The following is a 24226-nucleotide window of genomic DNA, read 5'->3' as shown; positions in this document are numbered from 1 at the left end:
CGGGTGAGTGGGATACTGGACCGGACATCCGGCCGAGACGAGGTGCACGGCGTGGTCCTGGACGACGAGAGCGCCGACGCGGTCGAAGCCCCGACCGCGACGAGACAGGCGCCGGTCGACCCGGTGCCGGCCGCGCGGGAACGCACGGTCGACCTGCTCGACGCGTTCGCCGTCGCGGTGGTCGTGGTCGACGCGAACGGCGTCGTGCTCCAGGCGACCGCCGAGGCCCTGCGCCTGCTGCCGCGACTGGTCGTCGGCATGCCCCTGGAGCGTTTCCCGCACGACGGCGTCGAGGTCGGCCTCGGCGACCGGATCGTGGTCGGCACCCGGCGCGCGCTGCCCGACGGCACGACCGCCTGGCAGTTCCGCGACGTCACCGCCCAGCGCGCCCGTGAGGACGCGTTGCTCGCCGAACGCGCCCGCAGCCGCTTCCTCGCCCGCGCCGGCAGCCGGCTCGGCCTTTCCCTGAACCCGGCCCGGAGCGCCCGCGCGGTCGTCGAACTCGCGGGCGAGCTGGCCTTCGCCGCGACGGTCGTCCTGCCCGGCGGCGAGTACGTGCACGGCGAACGCGACGCCGCGCTGCGCGTCGGCCGCTGGACCCGGGAGAGCCTGCCGGTCGCGTTGGTCGAGGCCATGGACGGCACGGCCGGCGGCGTCGAACGCCACCCGGCCGACCTGTTCGCCGCCGGTCGCTGGCTGCCGCACGTCGACACCTCGCGGGTGGCCGAGGCGGTGACCGTGCCGCTGCCCGGCACCGACCTGCCCGGACCCGTGCTGGTGCTGTGGCGGCCCGACACGACGTCCGACACCGCGTCCGGCACCGGGTCGGACATCGAGGACCCGCACGGCGTCGTGCTCGCCGAGTTCGCCGCCCGCGCGGGCATGGCGCTGTCGACCGCCGAGGTGCACGCACGCCAGGCGCACACCGCCGCCGTGCTCAAGGAGAACCTGCTGCCCGGCCCGTTGCCCGAGGTCGACGGGCTCGCGTTCGGCGCGGAGTACCGGCCCGCCACCGGCATCGGGTCGCTCGGCGGCGACTTCTACGAGGTCGTGCCGACCGCCGACGGCACGTCGTTCGTGTTCGGCGATGTCGTCGGCACGGGCGTGGAAGCGGCCGTGACCAGCGGCGTGGTCCGCCAGTCGCTGGGCGCGCTGCGGCGCGTGGCCGTCGACGCGGTCCGGTCGCTGGCAGTGCTCAACGAGTCGCTGCTGGCCGAGGCACCCGGCGACCGGCGGCGCTTCGCCACGGTGGTGCTCGGCTTGGCACGCCCGCTGCCCGGCGGCGGCGCCCGGCTGTCGCTCACCGGCGGCGGCCACCTCGCGCCGCTGGTGCTGCGCGCGTCGGGTGCGGTCGAGTTCGTCGAGGTGGGCGGCATGCTCGTGGGCGCGGTGGCGGACGCGACGTTCCGGTCCGCGGAGATCGACCTCGCGCCCGGCGAGACCTGCGTGCTCTACAGCGACGGTGTGACCGAGGCGCGCGGCGGCGTGGACGGGACCACGCTCTTCGGCCAGGAACGGCTCGCCGCGCTGATGGCCGACTGCGCCCGCATGCCCGCGGTCGCGGTCGCGGAACGGGTCGCGCTCGGCGCCCAGCAGTGGATCGGCGGTGCCGAGCACGACGACCTCACGGTGCTCGCGGTGCGGGCCACGCCCCGGAAGGAACTCGGGTGACCGATCGCGACGAGCTGCTCGACGCGCTGTCCGCCGCCGACGAGGACGCGGCGGTCGCGCTCGCGGAGCGGCTGCTCGACGCGGGCGTGCCGGCCGAGAACGTGCTGATCGACCTGGTCGCCGACGTGCAGACCGAGGTCGGCCGGCTGTGGCAGACCAACCGGTGGACCGTCGCGCAGGAACACGCGGCGACCGCGATCAGCGAGCGGGTGATCGCGGTCGTGGCCCGGCGGATGAGGGTCGACCCGACCAGGGGGCACGTGGTGGTCGCGTGCCTGGACGGCGAGTGGCATGCCGTGCCACCGCGCATCGTGGCCGAGGTGCTGCGCGGGCGCGGTTGGCGGGTGACGTTCCTCGGCGCCAGCGTCCCGACCGCGCACCTGGTGTCCTACCTGCACGAACACGGCCCGGACGCGGTGGCGCTGAGCTGCACGCTCTCGCGCAGCCTGCCCCGCGCCGACCAGATGATCACCGCCTGCCGGGCCACCGGCACGCCGGTCCTGGTCGGCGGGCGAGGCTTCGGCGCGGGCGGCCGGTGGGCCCGGTTGCTCGGCGTCGACGCGTGGGCACCCTCCGCGACGGCGGCGGCCGAACTGCTCGAAAGCCCACGCTGGCAGCGGATCGCGCCGCCGCTGACGCCCCGGCGTGCCGACCCGGAGTACGCGGCGCTGCGCACCCGGCGGGCCGAGTTGATCTCGGCGGCGCTGGCCGCGCTGCGCGACGCGTTCCCACCCATGCGCACCTACGACGAGCGGCAGGCCGACGCGACGCTGGAGGACCTCGGTCACATCGTCGACTTCCTCGGCGCCTCCGTGTACGTGGACGACCCGGGCGTGTTCGGCGAGTTCATCGCGTGGACCGGCGAGGTGCTCGGCGCGCGGGGCGTGCCGGTGGCGTCGACCGCCATCGCCATGGCGGCGATGGCGCGCGTGCTCGACGACCACCCCCGCGCGTTGCGGCACCTCGAGCACGGACGTGACGTGGTTCAGGCCGCTTGACCGTTGTGCGGGTCGCCGATTCGTGTGATCTTCTGGAACGACCGCGACGTTGAGCCACCAGCGCGCGTTTGTCCGCACGGTGATTTGAGAACTCCAGGATGGCAGTGATGACGTCAGCAGGACGGACCGGCGGGGTGCGCACCGCCACCCGCGAGATCGGCGGCGTGGTGGTTCTCGCCGTGCGCGGGGAGATCGACATCGCGACCGCGGAGGAGGTGCGCGGCCCGCTGGTCGACCTGGCCGGACGCGCACCGGGGGGCGGCGTGGTGGTGGCGGACCTGGCCGAGGTGGGGTTCTTCTCCTCGGCAGGCATCGAGGCGCTGCTGGTGGCGCACGAGCGGCTGCGCGACTCCGGTGGCGCACTGCACGTGGTCACCGCGCCGATCGTCCGCCGGGCGCTCGTCGCGGTCGGGTTGGATCGCGCACTGGACCTGTACGACTCGCTCGACGAGGCGCTGCCGGCGTCCCGGGAAAGCGGCTGATGGGATGTTGTTGGAAGAACCGCCCGACACGGGGGAGACGGGGACCACGGCGCTCGACCTCGCGGTCGACGGCGCGAACCTGGCCGGGATGCGCCGCCACGTGGCCGCCCGGCTGGACGGCCTGGCCGAGGACCTGGTCCAGGACGTGGAACTGGTCTGCACGGAACTCGCGGCCAACGCGTGCGACCATGCCGAAGGCCCGCACCGCCTCGTGCTGCACCGCCAGGACACCCAGATCCTGGTCGAGGTCCACGACGGCAGCCCGCACCGGGAGCCCACCGTCGGCTCCTCGACACTGGGCCCGCACCGGGGCCACGGCATGCGCATGGTCGAGTCGCTGTGCCGGGCCTGGGGCGTCCGGCGGGGCGCGGCCGGCAAGACGGTCTGGGCGGTAGTGCCCATCGCCTGACCGTACCCGTCTTCCGACAGGCGTGGCCGAGCACACGCCTCCGTCGGCACGCCGCCCGGAGCAGACTGTGCGGGTGAAGACGAAGCGTGGCGAGCTGCGCATCTACCTCGGCGCGGCACCGGGCGTCGGCAAGACGTTCGCGATGCTCGGCGAGGCGCACCGCCGACGCGAACGCGGCACCGACGTCGTGGTCGGCCTGGTCGAGACACACGGCCGCGAGAAGACCGCGGCCCTGCTGGACGGACTCGACCGGCTGCCCACCCGGGTGGTGCCCTACCGCGACCACGAGTTCGCCGAACTCGACCTGGACGCGCTGCTGGCCCGCGCGCCCGAGGTCGTGGTCGTCGACGAGCTGGCGCACACCAACACGCCCGGCTCGGCCAACGCCAAGCGCTGGCAGGACGTCGAACGGCTGTTGGACGCGGGAATCGACGTGCTGTCCACGCTCAACGTCCAGCACATCGAGTCGCTCAACGACGTGGTCGAGCGGATCACCGGCGTGCGGCAGCGGGAGACCGTGCCGGACGAGGTGGTGCGCCGCGCCGGGCAGGTCGAGCTGGTCGACCTCACGCCCGAGGCGCTGCGCCGCCGGCTCGCGCACGGCAACATCTACCCGGCGCACCGCGTGGACGCGGCGCTGGCCGACTACTTCCGGATCGGCAACCTGACCGCGCTGCGCGAGCTGGCGTTGCTGTGGGTCGCCGACCAGGTCGACGTGGCCTTGCGCCGGCACCGGGCCGAACAGGACATCACCGACACCTGGGAGACCCGGGAACGGGTCGTCGTGGCCATCACCGGCGGCGCGGAGAGCGAGACGTTGATCCGGCGTGGCCGGCGCATCGCCGTGCGCGCGGGCGCGGACCTGTCGGTCGTGCACGTGCTGCGCGGCGACGGTCTGTCCGGGGTGGCGCCGGACCGGGTGTCGGTGTTCCGGAAGGTGGCCGAGGGCGTCGGCGCCACCTTCCACACCGTCGTCGGCGACGACGTGCCGTCCGCGTTGCTGGAGTTCGCCCGCGGTGTCGACGCGACCCAGCTCGTGCTCGGCACGTCACGGCGCTCGCGCGTGGCACGGGTGTTCGACGAGGGCATCGGCGCCGCGGTGATCGGCGCGTCCGGGTCGATCGACGTCCACATGGTCACCCACGACGAGTCGACGCGGCGGCCCCGGCTCGACGCCCGGAGCACGTCGCTGACGCCGCGTCGCAGGCTGTCGGGGTGGGCGCTGGGCGTGCTGCTGCCGGCCGCGGTGACGGCGATCGGCTGGGCGGGCCGCGACGACGTGGCCGCGTCGACGGACCTGGTGGCGTTCTTCCTGGCCACGGTCGTGACCGCGCTGGTCGGCGGCCTGGGTCCGGCGCTGGTCGCCGCGACGCTGGGCGCGGGCCTGCTCAACTACTTCTTCACGCCGCCGCTGTTCAGCCTGACCGTCGCCACGCCCGAGAACCTCGTCACCCTGATCGCGATGGTGGTCGTCGCGGTGCTCGTCGCGCTCGTCGTGGACCGGGCCGCGCGACTCGCCGAACAGGGCGCCCGCGCCCGGACCGAAGCGGCTCTGCTGGCCTCGTACGCGCGGATCGTGCTGACCGGTCCGGCGCCGCTGGACCGCCTGCTCGACCAGGTGCGCGAGAACTTCGGGTTGGAGTCGGCCGCGCTGCTGGAACGCCGTGACGGCGCGTGGGAACTGGTCGCGTCCGCCGGCGGGACGCCGTGCCGCGAGCCGGAGAAGGCCGATGTGGACGTGCGTGTGACCGACGACGTGCATCTCGCGCTGCGTGGTCGGACGCTGCCCGCGCGTGACCGCCGGGTGCTGGAAGCGGCGGCCGGCCAGGCGCTGTCGGCGTTGCGGCAGCAGCGGATGGCGGCCCAGACCGAGGCGGCCCGGCGCCGCGCCGAGACCACGGAACTGCGCACCGCGCTGCTCTCGGCCGTCGGCCACGACCTGCGCACGCCGCTGACGTCGATCAAGGCCGCGATCGGCAGCCTGCGCAGCCCGGACATCACGCTGTCCGAAGCGGACACGGCCGAACTGCTGGAGGCCGTGGAGATCTCGGCCGACCGGCTGACCGCGCTCGTGGACAACCTGCTCGACTCGTCACGGCTGGCGACCGGCGCCGTCGCGCCGCTGCTCAGACCGGTGACCTATGACGAGATCACGGCCCGCGCGTTGGCCGGCATCGACGACCGGCACGCGGTCACGGTCGAGGTCGCCGAGAACCTCCCGGCGGTGCTGGCCGACGCCGGCCTGCTGGAACGCGTGGTCGCCAACGTCGTCGACAACGCGTTGCGCCACGGCCGGTCCCGCGGCCCGCGCGCCGACGGCGAACCCGGGATCGCGGTCCGGGCCAGCGCGCACGGCAGCCGGGCGGAACTGCGGGTGGTCGACCACGGACCGGGCGTGCCCAAGGACACCGCGGCGGCCGTGTTCGCGCCGTTCCAACGACTCGGCGACCGCGACGCCACGCCCGGCGTCGGCCTGGGGTTGAGCGTGGCCAAGGGGTTCGTGGACGCCATGGGCGGGTCGATCACGGCCGAGGACACGCCGGGCGGCGGGCTGACGATCGTGGTGTCGCTGCCGACCGCCGACGCCACGCCGTCGGTGTGGTGATCACGGCCGGAGCACGCGGTGCGGGATGTTGAGGCGCTCGCACGCCTCCAGGCCCGCGCGGTAGCCCAGCGTCCGGTACGCCTCGAACTGCTCGTCGGTGAACATCTGCCGACCCGTCGAGTGGTTGGGGAACCGGGGTTCGCGCTCCTTGAACGCGTGCAGGTCCCACGTCGCCGACGGGGTCAGCACGGCCTTGGCGTAGACGATCTGGCCGCGCTCCTCGCCGGACGACGGGTAGCGCACCTCGCCTGCCGCCGTCATCTCCCGGCTGACACCGTCCTCGTCGGACAGCACCGGTCCGGGATCGAGATCGATGTCCACGCCGAGTTCGCTGCGTGCCAACGCCATGGCCCGGCCGATGTCCAGTCCGCCGTTGCCGCTCGCGTCGAAGCACAGCACGTGCGTGCACCGCCGGCGCAGCAGCTCGACCAGGCCCAGGTTCTCCCAGTGGCCGCCGTCGGTCAGGTGGATGTAGCGGTGCTTGGCCCGCGCCGCGCCGATCGCCTCGCGCAGCACGTACCAGGCCCCGGGTTCCAGCCACCCGTTGCGCACCATGGCGACCAGTCGGCCGAGCGCGGTGCGCGGCGGCGTGCGCGGCTCCCGCCAGGCGGGGTGCAACGGGTTGCGGATCCACACGCCCAGGCGCACGTTCGTCAACGCCATGAGGAAGCGCAGCGGGGGATAGGTGAACCGGCCCATCATCGGCGACAGGGCGGCACCCGACACGGCCATGATCGACGGCAGGGTCAACTGCGTGCCGGGCAACCCGCCCCGCTGCTCGACCTCGGCCGTTGACCGGTAGCCGAACAGCGGGCCGCCGCTGACGTCGCGTTCGAACGTGAACGACTCCGCGAACCGGCCCACCGGCACGTCCGAGGCGAGGTTGACCGCGCAGCACACGACCAGTTTCGGCACCTTCGTCACCGGCTCCAGGTCGGAGAAGTACAGGCGCTCGTGGAACGCGATCGGCGCGGCCACCACCCGACCCCGGTCGTCGACCCGGCGTTCCAACGCGAACGCGCTGTTGAGCCGCTCCCGGTAGAACAGGTGCATCGAGTAGCGGCGGTTGTGCACGAACACGGCCATGGCCAGCAGCACCGCCAGCATCACGCCCACGCCGACCGCGTCCGACGGCGAGCGCAGGCCCGTGCGCGTCGAATGCTCCAACGAGGACAGCAGCGGCACGAACAGCAGACCCGCGCCCGCCGCCGACGACAGCACCAGCATCGACCGCCGCGCCCGGAACCGGCGGCTGAGCACCAGCGCGACCGAGGCCGACAGCAGCGAGACCACCAGCCACACGAACGCCACGACGAGCCGTCCGGTGAGCGTGCCGAACCGTTCCGCGGGTTCGCCGAACACCCACGCCAGCACCGTGCGGGACGCGACCCCGTACAGCTGGGCGGCCGGGGGCAACGCCAGCGCCGTCACCACGACGCCGGTCGTGATCAGCAGGGCGGAAGCGGCCTTCTCCGACAGGGACTCGCCGTAGTCGCCGGGGTTGTCGTTCTTGAACCACCGCCGGTACAGCACGAGCAGCAACGCGCCCACGAACGCCGCCGCGCCCACCAGCAGCAACCCGACGAGCACCGGCGACGCGGGCATCGACAACCCGTTGAGCCGCAGGTCCGACAGGCGCACGCCCAACGCCGCCAGGCCCCACCCGGCGACCCGGCCCAGCACCACCGCGCTGAGCACGAACGGCAGGTAGTTCAGCACGAACCCGTAGACCACCCCGGCCACCAGCCACAGCTTGCCGACCAGGCCCGGCGCCAGGTAGTCGGTGTGCCGGCGCAGGTACCGCTCCTCCGGGGAACCCCGTCCCCACAGCGGTTTCCCGTTCTCCAGCACCGGGTCCGAGCGCGCCGCCGAGATGGCCAGCGCGCTCGCGACGTAGTTGCCGCCGGACACGGCCGCGAGGTACTCGGCGTTGTCGAGCACGCCCCGTTCCCGCAACGCCTGCACCGCGCCGAGGTTGAACGCCGCCGAGCGCACGCCGCCGCCGGACAGCGCGATGCCGATGCGCAGCCCCTCGGGCGGCTCGGCGACGTACTCGGCGGCGACGCCGGGCGCGTCGCCGCGTGGCCGTGGTGCGATCGGCACGACGACACCCCTCTCACGGGTCCAGGTAGCCGAACGCGTCGCGGTAGTCCTCGCCGCGCGGGTCGCAGCCGTACGGGTAGGTGGCGTGGGCGCCCGCCTCACGCAGCCGGGGCAGCGACCGTTCCAGCAGGTAGCGCGTGAACAGCGGGTGCACGCAGAGCTGGTCGGCGTCCTCGCGGGCGATGAGGTCGTAGTCGAACGTGTACTGGAAGTGCGCCTTGTTGTAGCGGCCGGTCTGGTCGAACCGGACGCCGAGCACGCCGAGCGTGAACAGCATGGCCAGGAACTCGTCGAAGTCCAGGCCGGTGAGCTTGCGGATGCCCTGCTGGTTGTAGACGCGGTGCAGGCCGCGGGCCGGGAACGACAAGTCGATCCGGCCCGCGAGTCTTCGCAGCACCGCGCCCGCCAGCGGGTAGGAGGTCTGGTACGCGGCGAGCACCCCGGCCACCAGCGGGTGCTCGGCGTACCGCGTGCCCGCGAGCACGGCCGCCGGGGTGACGTCCCACGGTGTCGAGCCCCGGTCGCGCCGGCTGAACACGCTGTTGAGGATCTGGATCAGGTGCCGGGGCAGCAGTTGGGTGTGTCGCAGCAGGTAGGCCAGTGGGTCCTCGTCGATGTCCAGTCCGGACCGGACGCGGTCGGGCAGGGCCGCGCGCAGCACGGCGATCGCCGGGTCGGGCTCGTCGTTGTGCGCGGCGCGGCGTTCGAGCATGGCCAACTGCTCGGGGTGGTGGGTCCGCAGGAACAGCACCAGCCGGTTGGCGGTGAGCCGGAGCAGTTCCGGTGCCGTCCAGTAGATCTTGAGGTACCGGCCGCGCAGGTCCTTCTCGGGCGCGGCGGCCAACTCGTGGATCTTGTCGAACAGCTCGGACGGCAGGCAGATCTGCACGCCGTACGGCCGGTGGCCGTGGTGGCGTGCGATCACGGTGCCCGCGCAGCGGAACAGTCCGGTGAGCGCGGGCGTGAGTTCCGGCAGCCGCAGGTGCAGGTCCTCCAGGTTGTCCATGACGACCAGCAGCGGGCGCGGGCGTTCGGCGAGCAGGTCCAGCGTCGCCGCGCGGGCCGCCCCGAACGGGACCTGGCCGTCGTGCGTGACGTTGGCGATGGCCTCGCTCAGGCCTTCGCCGCCGTGGTCGAGCAGGCGGCGGCGCAACGCGACGAGGAACCGCTCGGCCACGGCCGTCCCGGTGACGCCGGGTTCGGTCGAGCGGCCGAGGTAGCCCGCGATGGTGTTGAGCCGGCCCCGTCGGTCGTCGCCGTCGAACCCGCTCCACGCGTGCAGCATGGCCACGTGCTCGAACAGCGCCTGCCAGATCTCGGCGCGCTGGTCGACGAAAGGCTCGTGATCGCGGCTGTAGGTGGTGAGGACTTTCAGCATCTCGTGGTAGACGTTCTCGGTCCGCAACACCTCGCGCGCCGGTCCCGCGACATGATTCGAGCCCATCAGGAATGCGGTCTTGCCCGCGCCTTTGCGCCCGATGATGTAGGTGGGCGTGTCCTCTCCCGCGGCCTGCCGGTAGCTCCGGTTGGAGCGGTCGAACAGCCGGTCCGCGGTGTCGGGTCCGAGGTGGACGACGTCCTCCGTGACGATGGGGCCGAACGGCTGGTGCGCGGTGAGCACGTGGTCCAGGCCAGCTGTCACGTCGGACTCCCGTTCTGCCATGCCGTCAAGGGTCACCAAACCTGGCAGCGCGGGTGGTGTTCGTAATCGACTTTCGATGTTGTTCACTCGCACGCACTAAAGCCCGCCCCGCCCCACTCCCGCGAGTTATGCGTTCAGACACCGCGAGTTATGCGTTCGGACACCGTGAGTTGTGCGTTCAGGCACCCATGCCCCACCCCCGTGCTCGAACACTCCGCGCCGCCCACTCCCGCACCCGCCGATCGGACGATCCGCCCCCGCGCGCCGGCGGCCGGTCGCCCCCGGCCCGGCGTGGCTAGAGTTGCCGCCATGCGGGTGGGGGTGCTGGGGCCGCTCCAGGTGACCGACGGCGACGTCCCGGTCGCGATCGGCGGGGCGCGACTGCGGGTGTTGCTGGTCCGGCTGGCCATGGCGCCCGGCCGGGTGGTCACCGTGGAGGAGATCGTCGACGCGCTGTGGCCGGACGGGACGGCCCAACCCGCCGACGCGGTGAGCGCCGTCCGCTCCCTGGTCTCCCGGCTGCGCCGCGCCCTGCCCGACGCGGGCGCCCTGGGCTCGGCGGCGGCCGGCTACCGGCTCGACGTGCCCGCCGACGACGTCGACTCGCACCGGTTCGACCGCCTCGCCCGGGAGGCCCGCCGCGCGCTGGGCAGCGGCGACGCGGACGGCGCCCGGGTCCGGTTGGCCGAGGCGCTCGACCTCTGGCGCGGGCCCGCCCTGGCCGACGCCGCCACGCTGCCGTTCGCCACCGGCTACGTCGCCGGGCTCGACGAGGCACGGCTGGGCGCGGTCGAGGACCTCGCCGAGGCCGACCTGCTGTCCGGGCGCACCGACCACCTCGTCGCCGGGTTGACCGACCTGGCCGCCCGCCATCCGCTGCGCGAGCGCACGCGGGCGTTGTTGCTGCGCACCCTGGCCGCCGTCGGCCGGCCCGCCGAGGCGCTGGCCGCCTACGAGGACGCCCGCCGCGCGCTCGCCGACGAACTCGGCGCCGACCCCGGACCCGACCTGCGCGAGGCGTACCTGGAGGTGCTGCGGGCCGAACCCGCGCGACGACCGCGCACGGGCGGCGTCCGCGCGCCGCTGACCAGCCTGGTCGGCCGCGAGCGGGAGGTGGTCGCGATCGGCGAGGACCTGGCCGCGCACCGGCTCGTCACCCTGGTCGGTCCGGGCGGTGCCGGGAAGACGCGGCTGGCCACGGAGATCGCGGCCAAGGCGCCGAGCGTGTGGCTGGTCGAACTCGCCTCCGTCACCGACGCGGCCGACCTGGTCCCCGCCGTGCTCGGCGTGCTGGCCCTGCGCGAGCCGACGCGCACGGTCGACATCCCGCTGCCGTCGGCCGACCCGCTGGCCCGGGCCGTCGAGGTGCTGTCGCACGCGGGCGCGCTGCTCGTGCTCGACAACTGCGAGCACCTGCTCGACGCGAGCGCCCGGTTCGCCGCCGAACTCCTCGGCCGCTGCCCGCGCCTGCGGGTGCTGTGCACGAGTCGCGAACCGCTCGGCGTGACCGGTGAGGCGGTCCGTCCGGTGCCGCCGTTGGACGTCGCGGGACCCGACGCCCCGGTGGACGCGCTGTCCTCCGGCGCGGCCGTGGTGCTGTTCGCCGAACGCGCCGCCGCCGTCCGGTCCGGCTTCGCGGTCACGCCCGACAACGCGGCCGTCGTCGCCGAGGTGTGCCGTCGCCTCGACGGCCTGCCGCTGGCCATCGAACTGGCCGCCGCCCGGCTGCGCGCGCTGTCGGTCGAGCAGCTCGCCGAACGGCTCGACGACCGGTTCCGGCTGCTCACCGGCGGCAGCCGGACCGCGTTGCCCCGCCATCGCACGCTGCACGCCGTCGTGGCGTGGAGCTGGGACCTGCTCGACGACGACGAACGCGACTTCGCCGAGCGGCTGGCCGTGTACGCGGGCGGCGTCGAGGCGGACACCGCCGAGGCGCTCGTCGGCGACCGGGCGCTCGACCTGCTCACCGCGCTCGTCGACAAGTCGTTGCTCCAGGTCGTCGAGGCGCCCCGGCCGCGCTACCGGATGCTGGAGACGATCCGCGAGTACGGCCTGGAACGGCTCGCCGAGACCGGGCGGGTGGCCGCCGCGCACGCCGCGCACGCCGCGTTCTTCCGCGACCTGGCCGAGTCCGCCGAACCGCACCTGCGCACCGCGGACCAGGTGCGCTGGATCAACCGGCTCGACGCCGAGCGCGACAACCTGTTGGCGGCACTGCACTTCACGACCGCCGGCGGCGACGTGGACACGACGATCCGCCTGTCGGCCGCGCTGGGCCTGTTCTGGACGATGCGCGGCAGCAGCCCCGATGCGATCGGCTGGCTGCGCCTGGCACTGGGCCTGCCCGGCGGCCCGCGCCCGCAGCGGCTCGCGGTGGAGGCGTTCCTGCTGCTCAACCTGATCATCGCGGGCGGGTTCGAGGAGTTGGCCGCGCACACCGCGTCGCTGCGCGTGGTCGCCGAGGGCGCGGTCGACTACCCCGACCACCCGTTCCTGCCGCTGGTGGGACCGCTGATCGGTCTGATCACCGACGACTACCTGGCCGCGAACGAGGCCTTGGCGCCGGCGGAGGGCCACCCCGACCCGTGGACCCGGGCGATGCTGGACACGTTCCGCTGCGGCCTGCTGGAGAACATCGGCGACATGGCCGGCGCGCGGGAGGTGGCGGAACGCGCGATCGACGGCTTCCGCGTGGTCGGCGACCGGTTCGGCCTGGCCCAGCTGCTGACCGAGGTCGCACCCGTGTACCAGGCGTTCGGCGAGGTGGACCGGGCCGTGGCGGCGCTGGAGGAGGCCGTGCGCCTGCGTCGCGAACTCGATCCGGACGACGACCTGCCGTTCGAGCGGATGATGCTGGCCGCCACGCGCGCCGTGGCCGGCGACGTCGACCGGGCCCGCGCCGAGTGCCGGGCGTCGAGCCTGCCCGCGTTCGAAGGCCCGACGGCCTACGCGCCGGTCGTGATGGCCACGCTGACCCTGGGCAACCTGGCCCGGTACGAAGGCGACCTCGCCGAGGCCGGTCGCGAGTACCGGCGCGCGGCGGACGCGTCCGCGCGGACCCCGCACGTGCCGCAGTTCAGCGCGCTCGTCGCGGTGGGTTTCGCCCACCTCGCCGCCGCGAAGGGCGACCTGGAGACCGCGGGGGAACAGGCGCGGACGGCGGTCGCGCACGCGTTGGCGGCCAAGGACATGCCGGTGCTCGCGCGGTCGGCCGTGGCGGTGGCGAGGCTGCGGCTGCTGTCGGGCGACGCGGCGGGCGCGGCCCGCGTGCTGGGCGTGGCGGCCCGCCTGCGGGGCGCGCCCGATCCGCGGGACCCGGACGTGATCGCGGTGGCCGACCTGTCGCGTGCGGACATCGGCGACGCCGCGTACGACCTGGCCTACGCGGCCGGCCTGGCGCTGGACCGCGAGGACGCCGTCAAGCTGGTGGACGAGGACCGGGCGTCCGGGCGGAGCAATCCGCCGGTGAAGTGGGGATTCCGGTGACCTGCCGGACGTAACGTCCGGTCATGGCAGAGAAACCGGTGACCAGGAACATCGTCGTCCAGGACGGGACCTTCCGCGGCAAGGTGGTGCAGACCGGCGGCGACCTCGAGTTCGTCGCACTCGGCGACGAGCCCGGGGAGGTCGTCCTCGGCGCCTCCGACACCGTGACCGTCACCGCGAACGGCCGGCCCACCGTGCACCCGGCGGGGATCATCACCGTCCACGCCTCGGGCGAGGTCACCCGGCAGGACGAGCGGCCCGAGTGACGCGTCGGTGGCGGGTCCCCCGGCCCGCCACCGACGCGCACCTCAGGCCCGGCGGCGGTAGGCGGCCACGGCCAACGGCGCGAACACCGCCAGGAAGATCGCCGACCACGCCAGCGTCCACAGGACGGACGTGGCCACCGGGCCGCCGACCATCAGGCCGCGGGCGGCGTTCATGGCGTGCGTCACCGGGTTCACGTCGACCCAGGCGCGCAGCCAGCCCGGCATGCTCGCCGCGGGCGCGATCATCGACGTGCCGAACGTCAGCGGGAACAGCACGATGAACGCGACGCCCTGCACACCGCCGGGGTTGCGCATCAGCATGCCGATCATGACGAACGCCCAGCTCAGGCTGAACGCGAACAGGATCGTCAGCAGGCACGCCGCCACCGCGGCGACGAACCCGGTCTCGACCCGGAAGCCCAGCAGCGTGCCGAACACCAGCAGCGACGCGATCGCCACCACGTACCGGATGAGGTCGCCGAGCACGGAGCCGATCAGCGGCGCCGACCGGGCGATGGGCAACGACCGGAACCGGTCGAACACGCCCTTCTCGATGTCGGTGTTCAGGTTCACGCCGGTCGCCATGCCGCCGAACGCCGTCGTCTGCACCATGATCGCGGGCAGCAGCAGCTGGAGGTAGGCGTGCGTGTCGCCGGCGACCGCGCCGCCGAGCAGGTACACGAACATCACCACGAAGATCAGCGGCTGGAGCGTCACGTCCAGCAGCTGCTCGGGCGTGCGCATGGTCTTGATCAGCGACCGCTTGGCCAGCGCGAGGCTGTGCCGCACGATGGCGAACGGCCGTGCCGTGTGACGCCTGGTCGGCGCCGTGACCCGTTCCGCGACGGCGGTCATGCCGCGTCCTCCGTTCCCGTCTCGGTGTGCCGACCGGTGAGCGTGAAGAACACCTCGTCGAGGCTGGGCAGCCGCAGCGACAGTTCGGTCACGCCGATGCGCGCGGCGTCCAACCGGCGCACGACCTCGGTGAACACGTGGTCGCCGTCGACCGGCGCGGTCACCACGCCCCGACTCGGCGACTCCGGCCGTCCGCCCGCGACCTCGGCCAGGACCGCCGCCGCGTCGGCGAGCCGGTCGGGGTCCGAGGGGCGGATCAGCACGGTCTGCCCGCCGACGACCCGCTTGAGCGCCGCCGGGGTGTCGTGCGCGATCACCCGCCCCCGGTCGATGACCGAGATCTCGTCGGCCAACGCGTCGGCCTCCTCGAGGTACTGCGTGGTCAGCAGCACGGTCACGCCGTCGGCGACCAACGACCGGACCACCGCCCAGATGTCGTCGCGCTTGGCCGGGTCGAGCCCCGTGGTCGGCTCGTCGAGGTAGATCACATCCGGCCGCCCGACCAGGCTCGCGGCGAGGTCGAGCCGCCGCCGCATACCCCCCGAGTAGGTCTTGGCCGGCCGAGCACCGGCCTCGGTGAGGTCGAACTGCCGCAACAACCCGGTCGCCCGGGACTTGGCCTCGGCCGTGCCCAGGTCGAGCAACCGACCGATGAGCACCAGGTTCTGCACACCGGTCAGGTCCTCGTCGACCGACGCGTACTGACCGGTCAGCCCGATCGACCGACGCACCTCGCCGGGCTGACGCACGACGTCGAACCCGGCGACACTCGCCCGACCCGCGTCGGGACGCAGCAACGTCGCCAGGATGCGCACGGCGGTCGTCTTACCCGCCCCGTTCGGGCCCAGCACGCCGAGCACGGTGCCCTGCCGGGCGGCGAGGTCGACGCCGGCGAGCGCGGTCGTGTCACCGAACCGCTTCACCAGCCCTTCGGCCTCGAAGGCGTAAGCCATGGGTCCTTCCCTCCCTGTGGTGTCTGCGCACACCTTCCGGGAGGGACATGTCAACGACCACGCAGGCGCATGCCGGCCGAATGCCGAGGAGGCGGAAGGATGACACCGGACCGGTGGCCAAGACCCAGGGACCGGTCCGGTGTGTGCTCTCACCCATGAGGCGCCGGGCACATGGCACCCGACACAGAGGTGGTCGTCCCCGAGGCCGGTCCGGTTCCCGCGATTTCGAAAGCCGGGCTTCGGGAACCAGTCGAGACGCTCGCACGTTGCCCTGACGTCCCCCGACCTCACCGCCGCGGAGGTCGGGGGACACCCACGGCACACAAGCGATTCCGCAGGGTCCCCGTGCCGACACCGGGGGCATCCGACTCGACCCACGACGGCGGCAGTCGGGGCGGAATCCCCCCGTGTGCCCTTCTTCGGTGTTCCGCCCGAGCGGTGAGCGACCGCTCTGAACTCAAGCCGCCCGACGACCGACCGGCCGCAACCGCGACCGGGCCCGTCGAGTCGACCGCTCGGCACCCCCGCCCCGAACCTCCGCCACCCCGTCCACAACCCGGTCCTCCACCGGCAGACCCCGCCGATCCGGCCCCCGCCGCCCACGATGCACGACGATCAGCAACACCAACCCGACCACCAGGATCACGTGCGACAGCACCCGGGTGGCCGAAGCATGCCCCGACGACAGGTCGTACACCGAGAACGGCGCCAACACCGCCAGGAACCCGCCCAACACGGGCAACAACCCACCCGCCACCCGAGGCCACCACGCCGCGCACAGGATGCCCAGCCCCAGCGCGAGATTCCACGCCGTGGCCTCGTTGAACAGATGCCCTCCAGCCACACCGTGCACACCCGCACCGTGCACATCCGACGCCCCGAACACGCCGAACAGCTGCACACCTCCCAGCAGGAGCTGCGCCACCCCGACCGCTCCCAGCGCCGGCCGCGCGAACCCGAAACCCCGACGGATCCCACGCGCCACCACCACAGCGGCCAGATCGGGCGTCGCCGAAGCCGCGCGCACGCGCAGCGACCGGGTCAACGCCATCGCCTCGTCCTGCCAGGACCGGCAGGCCGCGCACCCCTCCAGGTGCGCGTCGACGTCGGCGGCCGGCACCGGCTCGGCCTCGCCGTCCAGTCTCGCGGACAGTGCTTCGCGGCAGGTTTCGCACTCCACGGTCCCTATTGTCGACCGACTGGCCGTAGAAGTTCCCACCCGGAGCTGGATTAATCTTGATCCGTGTCGATCTCACCCGGTGATGACGGCGCGGTCACCGCGTGGGCTCTGGCCGCCGGAGCGGGCGACCGCCGGGCGTTGGAGCGGTTCGTCCGCGCCACCCAGCGCGACGTGTGGCGGCTCGTGGCGCACTTGACCGACCCCGGCCGTGCCGACGACCTCGCCCAGGAGGTCTACCTGCGCGCGTTGCGCAGCCTGCCCGCGTTCGAGGGACGTTCGTCGGCGCGCACGTGGCTGCTCTCGATCGCCCGGCGCACGGTCGTCGACCACCTGCGCGCGGCCGGTGCCCGACCCGCGATCGCCTGGTCCGCCGACTACCACCAGGCGGCCGACGCGGCCAGCGCGGCCGGTCGCGACCGGGCCGGGTTCGAGGACGTCGTCGAGGTCACCGTACTGCTCGCGGACCTGAGCCCGGAACGCCGCGAGGCCCTGCTGCTGACCCAGGTGCTCGGCCTGTCCTACGCCGAGGTGGCCGAGATCTGCGGCTGTCCGGTCGGCACGATCCGCTCACGGGTCGCGCGGGCACGTGAGGACCTGTTGCGGGACAAGGGGAACCGGGACGCCGGAACGGCGTGAGGCGGACGACCCGCCCCACGCCGCGACCGTCACCACACGCGGACGGACCAGCTCACCGCCACGTAGCGGCCACCCGCGTCCTGGGCCGACCCGATCACCGTGCCGGTGTTGTTCAGCGCGATCGGGGTCGCCGACGCGCCGCCCAGGTCGGGCAGGTCGGTGAACACGCCGTTCTGCCACAGGAACGGCCGGGTCCGGCCGCCGCCGGAGCGCGTGCCGATCACCTGGCCGCGGTCGTTCACCGCGATCGCCGTGCTCTGGTCGTCGCCGGGACGCGACAGGTCGACCAGTGCGCCGTCCCGCCACAGCGCGGCCTTCTGCGTGCCGCCGGCACGCACCCAGCCGACGATGTCGCCACGCTCGTTGACGGCCTGGTCGCCGCTCGCCACCCCGGCGACGCCGCCGGGCAGCGCGGTGACGCCGTTGCCGTCCCAGCGCAGCGCGAGCTGACCGTCGGCGTTGCGGCCGTTGCCGACGACGACACCGGACTCGTTGAGGGCGCTCGCGGACTCGCCGGTGCCGCCCGTCGGGTGCGGAAGGCGGGCGCACACGCCGTCCTTCTCGCAGCGGAAGACGAACCGGTCGTTGCCGAACATCGCCTGCCACGAACCGATGACCTGGCCGCCGTCGTTGATGCCGCGCAGCGACAGGTGCGGGCCGGACGCGGGCAGCGACAGGCCGCGCAGGGCGCCGTCGCGGTACACGGCGGCGCGTTCGAGGTGGTAGCCGAACGGCGAGGACGAGTACGCGACCGGGATCGAGCCGCCGCCGTTGATCGCGGGCGCGGCGATGAAGCCGACGCTCGACGGGGAGATGTCGGTGGTGACACCGGCGTCCCACACGCGCAGGGCGTGTTCGTAGGGTCCGTTGATCCGGACCAGGTCGGTCAGCACGGCCTTGCCGTTGCGGCTGATCGCTCTGCCGTTGCCGGTGCCGAGGTCGACGACCCGGCCGCCGGTCCACAGCGCGGCGTGCGACACACCGCCGGACGGGTAGCTCGTGCCGATGATCTGCCCGGCGTCGTTGACCCCGACGACCGAGGACGACGTGAAGCCCGGCAGCGAGGGGAGTTCGGTGATGCGCACGGACGCCGAAGCGCCGGTGGCGACCACCACGGGTACGGCCAGGGCCACCGCGGTGGCCAGGGTAATGGTGCGGACCAGGTGCATGCGCTGCTCTCCGTGATCGTCCGGGCGGCCTGGCCGAACCATAACCACATGCGCACGCACACAGTGTGGGCCGGGCGGCGCAATCCCGAAGTCTCCCGCCGTCCCGGGGAGTGCGCCGCCCGGAGGATCACCAGGTGCGGATCGTCCAGCGGACCGCGCGGTTGCGGCCCTCGGCGTCGACCGCCGTGCCGACCACGGTGCCGGTGTTGTTGATCACCATCGGACTGGTCCACGCCCCGCCGAGCGACGGCAGCACGGTGTACCTGCCGCGGTGCCACACCCAAGCCACCTCACGACCGTCGACCCGGCTGCGGCCGACGACCTGGCCGAGGTCGTTGACGGCGATCGTCTCGCTGTACTCCTCGCCGGGCCGGCCGAGGTCGACGGCCGCGCCGTCGCGCCACAGCGTCGCCCGGCGGACGCCGTCGACCTGCCGCCAGCCGACGACGTCGCCGCGCTCGTTGACCGCCTGCTCCCGACCGGCCGGCGCGCCGGGACCGTCGTGCAGCACGGTCACCCCGGCGTGGTCCCAGCGCAACGGCACCTGGCCGGCCGCGGTGAAGCCGTAGCCGACCACCACGCCGGACTCGTTGAGCGCGTTCGGCGTCGGGTCGGTGACACCCGGCGGTACGGGCAGGCGGGTGCACACGTCCTCGGCGTCGCAGCGGAACGCCGACGTGCGGTAGGTGCTGCCGACGAACTCGCCGCCGTCGTTGACCGCCCGGACCCCCACCTGCGGGCCGAAGTCGGGGATGGTCACCTCGGCGAACCGGCCGCCGCGCCGCACACCGACCCGGTTGACGTTGCCGCTGTACGCGGAGTCGGAGTAGCTCATGGGCACGGTGCCGTTGCCGCTGACGGTGCCCGCGCCCGCGTAGCCCTCGCCGGGCGGGCTGATGTCGCGGCGGACGCCGTCGTGGTAGAGGAACACCTTCTGGGTCACGCGGCCGTTCGTGCCGGTGAACTCCGAGATGATCACGTGCCCGTTGCGGCCGATCGCGACGGCGGCACCGACGCCGAGAGCGGTCACGGCACCGCCGTGCCACAGGTGCGCCCGACCGGGGCCGGACTCGGGGTAGGCGGTACCGGCGATCTGCCCGGCGTCGTTGAGGGCGTAGGCCGACACCGACCGGTAGCCGGCCGGCGGCAGGATCTCGGTCACGGTGGCCGGCGCGGCGGGGGAGGTGGTGAGGGCCGCGGTCGCGGCCAGGACAAGGGCGAGCTGCATGGGCGGTTCTCCGGTGGCGTCCGGGCGGCCTGCGCCGAACGCTAGCGGTACCGGACATTCCAGACGAGTCTCCGGCGGTCCACCGCTTCGGGCACACGGAGAACGGCACGATCACGCGACACCGTCGACCCCGCCTCGATCGTGGTGCCGGCCGATCACCGCGACCCGCGGGCACCAGCCGATCACGCGTCCGGGTAGGGCGTGCGCCGGCTCTCCACCACCAGGTCGTGGTAGAAGCGCTTCATCCTGAGCGCGGTGCGGGCGTGGCGACGCACGACGTCCGCGTCCGCCTCGGGGATGCCGGCCAGGTCGGGGGAGTCACCGGTCTCCGCGCACCGGCGCAGGACCGCGTCGGCACGTTCGCGGTCGTCGCCGCAGGCGGTGCGCAACACCCGGTCCACCAGGCACCGGATCGCGTAATCGCGGTCGTGGGCGACGTTGCGGTCGAGGAATTCCCGTTCGTGCGGGTCGAGGGCGAACCGGGTCGAGCAGGCCAGCCCGAAATCGCAGAAGTACAGCCGTCCCCCGTCGGTGAGGATGTTGCCGAGGTGGGTGTCGAAGTGCCACAAGCCGTTGCCGCGCAGGAAATCGAGGCCGTCGAGCAGGTCCTTCTCCACGAATCCGCCCACGCCGTGGCGGCCGGCCCACTCGTCGAGCGTGTACGGGAAATGTTCCAGGAACAGCACGAGGGCGGACGTCGCCACGGCCAACGCCTCCACCCGGTGCCGCACGGACGGCAACCCGTCCCAGAACGCGACGGTCCGCTCCACCTCGGCCAGGTCCACCGCGCGCGGCTCCTGGTCGAGCGCGCGCCAGTGGTGCAGCAGCGGGAACGCCGCCGTGCGCCCGGCGATCACCCAGTCGGTCGCCATGACGTGCGCGGCCAGCTCCCGCCACCCGCCGAACCCGGCGGAACCCAGGCCGTAGTGGAACCACGGCGGCAGGCCGAAGAGGTTGGCCGTGGACCGGACGTTGCGGCCCTGACGCTCCAACGTGGTCAGCGCGACCCGCTTCACGAACACGTCCCGGCCCTCGACCGTCAACCGCACCGCCGTGCCGCCGATGCCCTCGTGCACCACGGGCGCGTTGTCGACGAGCGTACGCAACTCGTTGTCACCCAACAACGACAGGGCGGTGGACACGGCGGCGTGGTCGGCGAGGCGGGACATGCGGCCGACGCTACCCGTCGTCAGGTTTGTCCGGACTTGGTTGTCCGGTCGGCGGTTCGCGAAACCGGACAACATCGGCGCCGGTAGACAGGACTGGCCGGCTGCCCGGTGACGTCGGCGTCGATGACAGGGGGTGGCGCCGAATCATCCGGGCAGTCGGTACCGGTGTCACCGGATCGTGGAGTTCGCGACTTTCGGTTCGGCGGCGCCGAGGAAGAAGATCCCCGGGAACCCCTCGGTCTCGAAACCCTTGCTGGTGTTGCGGTTCAGCGTCGAACCCTCCACCGACAGCGTGCCGCTGCGGTCGTTGCTGACGAAGAACACCGCGCCGCCGCCCTCGTTGGCGGTGTTGCCCTCCACGACGGACCCGGCGATGCGGACGTCGAACTTGTTGCCGTCGGTGTAGATCGCGCCGCCGCTGCCGCCGCCGGGCGTGCCGTCGCGGGCCGGGTTCGCGCCCGTGCCCACGGCGGTGTTGCCGTCCAACACGCTGTTGAGCACGACGAAGGAGACGCCGAGGCCGCTGAGCGCGCCGCCGTTGGAGCACGAGCCGTCGCTGAACGTGCTGCCCACGACGTACACCGGGTTCGACTGGCCGAGCACGCGCACCGCGCCGCCGCCCAGGTCGGGGCCCACCTTGTCGCAGCGGTTGCCGGTGAACCGGGCGTTGACGATCCGCAGTCGGCCGCCGTGCGCGAACAGCCCGCCGCCACCGCCGCCCTCGGTGGTGTCGCCGGACGAGTTGCCGTCCGCGATGGCGATGTTCTGCACGGTCAACGACGGTTCGTCCTGCTGCTGGCAGTGCGACGTCGTGACGACCTGGGCCTGGTCGCACGTGTTGAGGTAGAGGACGCGACGCTGCCCGCTGCCGGTGAGCGTGACCCGCCCGCCGCCGTCGAGCACCACGTCGGGTGCGTCGTTGCGGACCTTGGCCGTGGCCGTCAACGCGATCCGCACCGGCGCCGGGCCGCAGGAGAACGTGATCACGCCGCCCTTGGCGACGGCCGCGACCACGGCCTCGGACGTGCACCCGGCCGGGGTGCCGTCGCCGATCACGGTCGTGGGCCGGCTCGTGTCGACGGCCGCCGCCTGCGCCGGCACCGCGGCCGTGCCCGCCGGGTTGCCGGGCCGGTCCGGCGGCGCGGCCGGGACCGTCGTGGTGACGGCCGTCGTCGTGGTCGTGGGTGCCACGCTCGAGGTGGTGGTCGTCGGCGGGACGGTCGTGGTGACCGCCGGTGCCGAAGCGACCCCACGACCCTCGACCGTGGTCCCACAACCGGTGAGCACCACGGCCAGGACCACCGGGGCGGCGACTACGCGGAGCGACAGGCGGCGCATGGGCGAGAACCCTAACCCGCCGCCGGCCGCCGGCCCAGTGACACCCGACCGGCCGAATTCGATCACCGGTGCGTGTCCGCCGCCGGGAATCGAGTGGTATTCCGCGCCGATCATCCGCGGCAATGGTCACGCGGAATATTCGCTGCGCACGGTAAAACGGGCCCGGAATTTGTCTCGCGACCGCTCGGGTGATTTCCGCGCCCACCCCGACAATGTGTCGCTATCGTCGATTTCCGCGAGGCACGGGGGAGGTCGCGTGGTGGCAGGCGGTTCGTTGTCGGTGGACGGCGCGTCCGCGCGCGGCGGACTGGTCGCACGGCTGTTCACCGGAGCGGAACGATGGGGCTGGGAATTCGTGCCCGCACCGGAGAACGACGAACACGACCCGCCGCGGTGGCGTGAACCCGTGGACGTCACGGTCGCGTGGTGGGAGAAAAGGCGACGCGCCCGACGCGTGCCGTTGTTGTCGCTCGGCGTCGGCGCGATTTCCTATGGCGGCTGGCTGCTGCCCGTGCCCGCCGCGACCACCCGTGCGGCGCTCGCGGTCAGCGTGCTCGTCGTCGGCCTGGCCTTGATCGTCGTCCGCGAGGTCGTCCTGCCCCGCGCCCGGCTCGCCGAGGCCGGCCGCGTCCGCGACCGCGCGCTCGACCGGTACCGGCGGCAGATCGCCGCCTGGCAGTCCGCCCGGCTCCGGCACGACGTCCCCGAATGCTGGTTCCCGCTGCGCACGACGGCCGCGCGCGTGGACGTGTTCGGCGGCACGGGCGACGGCTGGGCGGGGCTGGTCACCACGGTCGGCAGCTCGCTGTTGCGCGCGGGCAGCGGCGTGCTCGTCGTCGACCTGAGCGAACAACGCACCGCCGACGGCCTGGCCGCGTTCGCCGGGGCCGCCGGCTATCCGGTGTCCGGCGTCGAGCTGTCGCACGACCACGCGGGCGCGTTGCTGGCCGGACTCCCCCCGGACGAGGTGGTCGAGGTCGTGGTCGGCGCCGTGGCCACGCTGCGCGGACCGGCGGCCGACGCGGACCTGGTCGACGCCGACCTGCTGACCACGGTCACCCGCTGCCTGGACGCGCCGATCACCTTCGCCCGGCTCGCGGCCGGACTGCGCGTGGTGCGTGGCCACCACGACCCGGGTACCGGGTCGCTGTCCCGCGCCGAGGTCCACTGCCTCACCGGCCGCATCGACGCGGCCGGTGCCACCGAACGCACCGCCGACGCCCTGCGCGCGTTGACCGGCCTGGTCGACCTGCTCGGCTCCGGCGAGGCCGGCGCGACCACCGGCGACCCGCTGACCTGGCCCGGACCCGGTCTCACCGTGCTGGCCACGACCGGTGCGCACGCCCGCCGCAAGGACTTCCTCGACCGCGTGCTGTTCCACCGCGTGCTGCACGCCGTGCGCGGCGGCTCGGGGCGGGACGCGCTGTTCGTGATCGGTGCCGACCACCTGGGACTCACCGCACTCGAGGCCCTGGCCCGGCGGTCGCGCAGGGTCGGTGCCCGGCTCGTGCTCGTGCTCGAACACCTGCGCGGCGACCTGGGGAAGCTGCTCGGCGCCGGCGACGGCACCACGATCGTCATGCGGTTGGGCAACCACGAGGAGGCCAGGACGGCGGCCGAGTTCATCGGCCGTGAGCACACGTTCCGGCTCAGCCAGTTGACCCGCCAGGTCGGCGACAGCTTCACCGACTCGGTCGCCCGCACGGAGACGTGGCAGCACACGGTGTCGATGGCCCGGTCCGGTTCGACGGGCGTCGGCGGCACCGCGTCGCGGGTGTACGAGTTCGCCGTCGAGCCGACTCGGCTCCAGGCACTGCCGCCGACGGCGTTCGTGCTGGTCGAGGTCGGTCCGGCCGGCCGGCGCGTGGTGCTGGGGGACTGCAACCCGGGTATCGCGCTGCTGCCCGACGTCGCCCGGGAACCGCGATGAACCGGGCGGCCTTCGAGCGGTCCGGTCGCGTGGCCTGTCCACCGCCGATCACGCGTGCCTCCCGGCCGCCGGCCCGGATGCCGGGGACCGGATCCCGCAGTGCCGG

At 73.5% G+C, this 24226-nt stretch carries 18 protein-coding genes; 9 read left to right on the top strand and 9 right to left on the bottom strand.

Going from position 1 to position 24226, the window contains the following annotated elements; all coding sequences use genetic code 11:
- The first annotated feature begins 51 nt into the window (after positions 1 to 51).
- The 5 genes from F4559_RS19710 (at position 52) to F4559_RS19690 (ending at position 6165) form a co-directional block, all read left to right on the top strand.
- Positions 52 to 1671: a PP2C family protein-serine/threonine phosphatase gene (locus F4559_RS19710; RefSeq protein ID WP_184670756.1), complete on the top strand. Its 1620-nt coding sequence runs from the start codon at positions 52 to 54 to the stop codon at positions 1669 to 1671.
- The gene (locus F4559_RS19705) at positions 1668 to 2669 is read left to right on the top strand and encodes a cobalamin B12-binding domain-containing protein (protein WP_184670754.1); all 1002 of its coding nucleotides are present in this window, start codon (positions 1668 to 1670) and stop codon (positions 2667 to 2669) included. The genes F4559_RS19710 and F4559_RS19705 overlap by 4 nt, the downstream gene beginning before the upstream one ends.
- A 107-nt stretch (positions 2670 to 2776) precedes the next feature.
- Positions 2777 to 3151, top strand: a complete 375-nt coding sequence (locus tag F4559_RS19700; RefSeq protein ID WP_184670752.1) for an STAS domain-containing protein — start codon at positions 2777 to 2779, stop codon at positions 3149 to 3151.
- Between the two features lie 4 nt (positions 3152 to 3155).
- Positions 3156 to 3560, top strand: a complete 405-nt coding sequence (locus F4559_RS19695) for an ATP-binding protein (RefSeq protein WP_184670750.1) — start codon at positions 3156 to 3158, stop codon at positions 3558 to 3560.
- A gap of 73 nt (positions 3561 to 3633) precedes the next feature.
- On the top strand, positions 3634 to 6165 hold the full coding sequence (locus F4559_RS19690; protein ID WP_312865728.1) for a DUF4118 domain-containing protein: 2532 nt from the start codon (positions 3634 to 3636) through the stop codon (positions 6163 to 6165).
- Here the strand turns inward: F4559_RS19690 and F4559_RS19685 are convergent, their stop codons facing one another.
- Both F4559_RS19685 and F4559_RS19680 read right to left on the bottom strand, forming a co-directional pair.
- Positions 6166 to 8268, bottom strand: coding sequence for a hypothetical protein (locus tag F4559_RS19685; protein WP_184670748.1), 2103 nt, complete (start codon positions 8266 to 8268; stop codon positions 6166 to 6168).
- 13 nt (positions 8269 to 8281) lie between these two features.
- The gene (locus tag F4559_RS19680) at positions 8282 to 9931 is read right to left on the bottom strand and encodes a P-loop ATPase, Sll1717 family (protein ID WP_184670746.1); all 1650 of its coding nucleotides are present in this window, start codon (positions 9929 to 9931) and stop codon (positions 8282 to 8284) included.
- A gap of 288 nt (positions 9932 to 10219) precedes the next feature.
- On the opposite strand from F4559_RS19680, the gene F4559_RS19675 reads away from it, so the two are divergent.
- Complete coding sequence (locus tag F4559_RS19675) at positions 10220 to 13396, top strand: ATP-binding protein (RefSeq protein WP_184670743.1); 3177 nt, start codon at positions 10220 to 10222, stop codon at positions 13394 to 13396.
- 23 nt (positions 13397 to 13419) lie between these two features.
- Entirely contained in the window at positions 13420 to 13662 is a 243-nt protein-coding gene (locus tag F4559_RS19670; protein WP_184670741.1) for a hypothetical protein, read from the top strand.
- Between the two features lie 42 nt (positions 13663 to 13704).
- On the opposite strand, the gene F4559_RS19665 is transcribed toward F4559_RS19670, so the two are convergent.
- The 3 genes from F4559_RS19665 to F4559_RS19655 all read right to left on the bottom strand — a co-directional run bounded on the left by F4559_RS19665 (position 13705) and on the right by F4559_RS19655 (position 16650).
- Positions 13705 to 14517: an ABC transporter permease gene (locus F4559_RS19665; RefSeq protein ID WP_184670739.1), complete on the bottom strand. Its 813-nt coding sequence runs from the start codon at positions 14515 to 14517 to the stop codon at positions 13705 to 13707.
- Positions 14514 to 15470 carry an efflux ABC transporter ATPase subunit, DrrA-related gene (locus F4559_RS19660; protein WP_184670736.1) on the bottom strand — a complete coding sequence of 319 codons (957 nt, stop codon included), beginning with the start codon at positions 15468 to 15470 and terminating at the stop codon, positions 14514 to 14516. Before F4559_RS19660 ends, F4559_RS19665 begins: the two co-directional genes overlap by 4 nt.
- Before the next feature lie 457 nt (positions 15471 to 15927).
- Complete coding sequence (locus F4559_RS19655) at positions 15928 to 16650, bottom strand: zf-HC2 domain-containing protein (RefSeq protein WP_184670734.1); 723 nt, start codon at positions 16648 to 16650, stop codon at positions 15928 to 15930.
- 63 nt (positions 16651 to 16713) lie between these two features.
- Here F4559_RS19655 and sigC point away from each other — a divergent pair, with 63 nt between their 5' ends.
- Complete coding sequence (gene sigC / locus F4559_RS19650; protein WP_184670732.1) at positions 16714 to 17286, top strand: RNA polymerase sigma factor SigC; 573 nt, start codon at positions 16714 to 16716, stop codon at positions 17284 to 17286.
- A 29-nt stretch (positions 17287 to 17315) separates the two neighbouring features.
- Here sigC and F4559_RS19645 read toward each other — a convergent pair whose 3' ends face one another.
- From F4559_RS19645 to F4559_RS19630, 4 genes are all read right to left on the bottom strand, one after another.
- Positions 17316 to 18455 carry a hypothetical protein gene (locus F4559_RS19645; RefSeq protein WP_184670730.1) on the bottom strand — a complete coding sequence of 380 codons (1140 nt, stop codon included), beginning with the start codon at positions 18453 to 18455 and terminating at the stop codon, positions 17316 to 17318.
- Between the two features lie 127 nt (positions 18456 to 18582).
- Positions 18583 to 19683 (bottom strand): hypothetical protein, encoded by a 1101-nt coding sequence (locus F4559_RS19640; protein ID WP_184670728.1) that lies wholly within the window; start codon positions 19681 to 19683, stop codon positions 18583 to 18585.
- Between the two features lie 182 nt (positions 19684 to 19865).
- Positions 19866 to 20852, bottom strand: coding sequence for a protein kinase family protein (locus F4559_RS19635; protein ID WP_184670726.1), 987 nt, complete (start codon positions 20850 to 20852; stop codon positions 19866 to 19868).
- A 168-nt stretch (positions 20853 to 21020) separates the two neighbouring features.
- Positions 21021 to 22190, bottom strand: a complete 1170-nt coding sequence (locus F4559_RS19630; RefSeq protein ID WP_184670724.1) for a hypothetical protein — start codon at positions 22188 to 22190, stop codon at positions 21021 to 21023.
- A 256-nt stretch (positions 22191 to 22446) separates the two neighbouring features.
- On the opposite strand from F4559_RS19630, the gene F4559_RS19625 reads away from it, so the two are divergent.
- The gene (locus F4559_RS19625; RefSeq protein WP_184670722.1) at positions 22447 to 24120 is read left to right on the top strand and encodes a hypothetical protein; all 1674 of its coding nucleotides are present in this window, start codon (positions 22447 to 22449) and stop codon (positions 24118 to 24120) included.
- Positions 24121 to 24226 lie beyond the last annotated feature (106 nt).

The sequence above is a fragment of the Saccharothrix violaceirubra genome (assembly GCF_014203755.1).
In the GTDB taxonomy this organism is placed as follows: Bacteria; Actinomycetota; Actinomycetes; order Mycobacteriales; family Pseudonocardiaceae; genus Actinosynnema; species Actinosynnema violaceirubrum.
The sequence above is the reverse complement of the archived record's forward strand: the minus strand, read 5'-3'. Positions and strand labels throughout refer to the sequence as shown.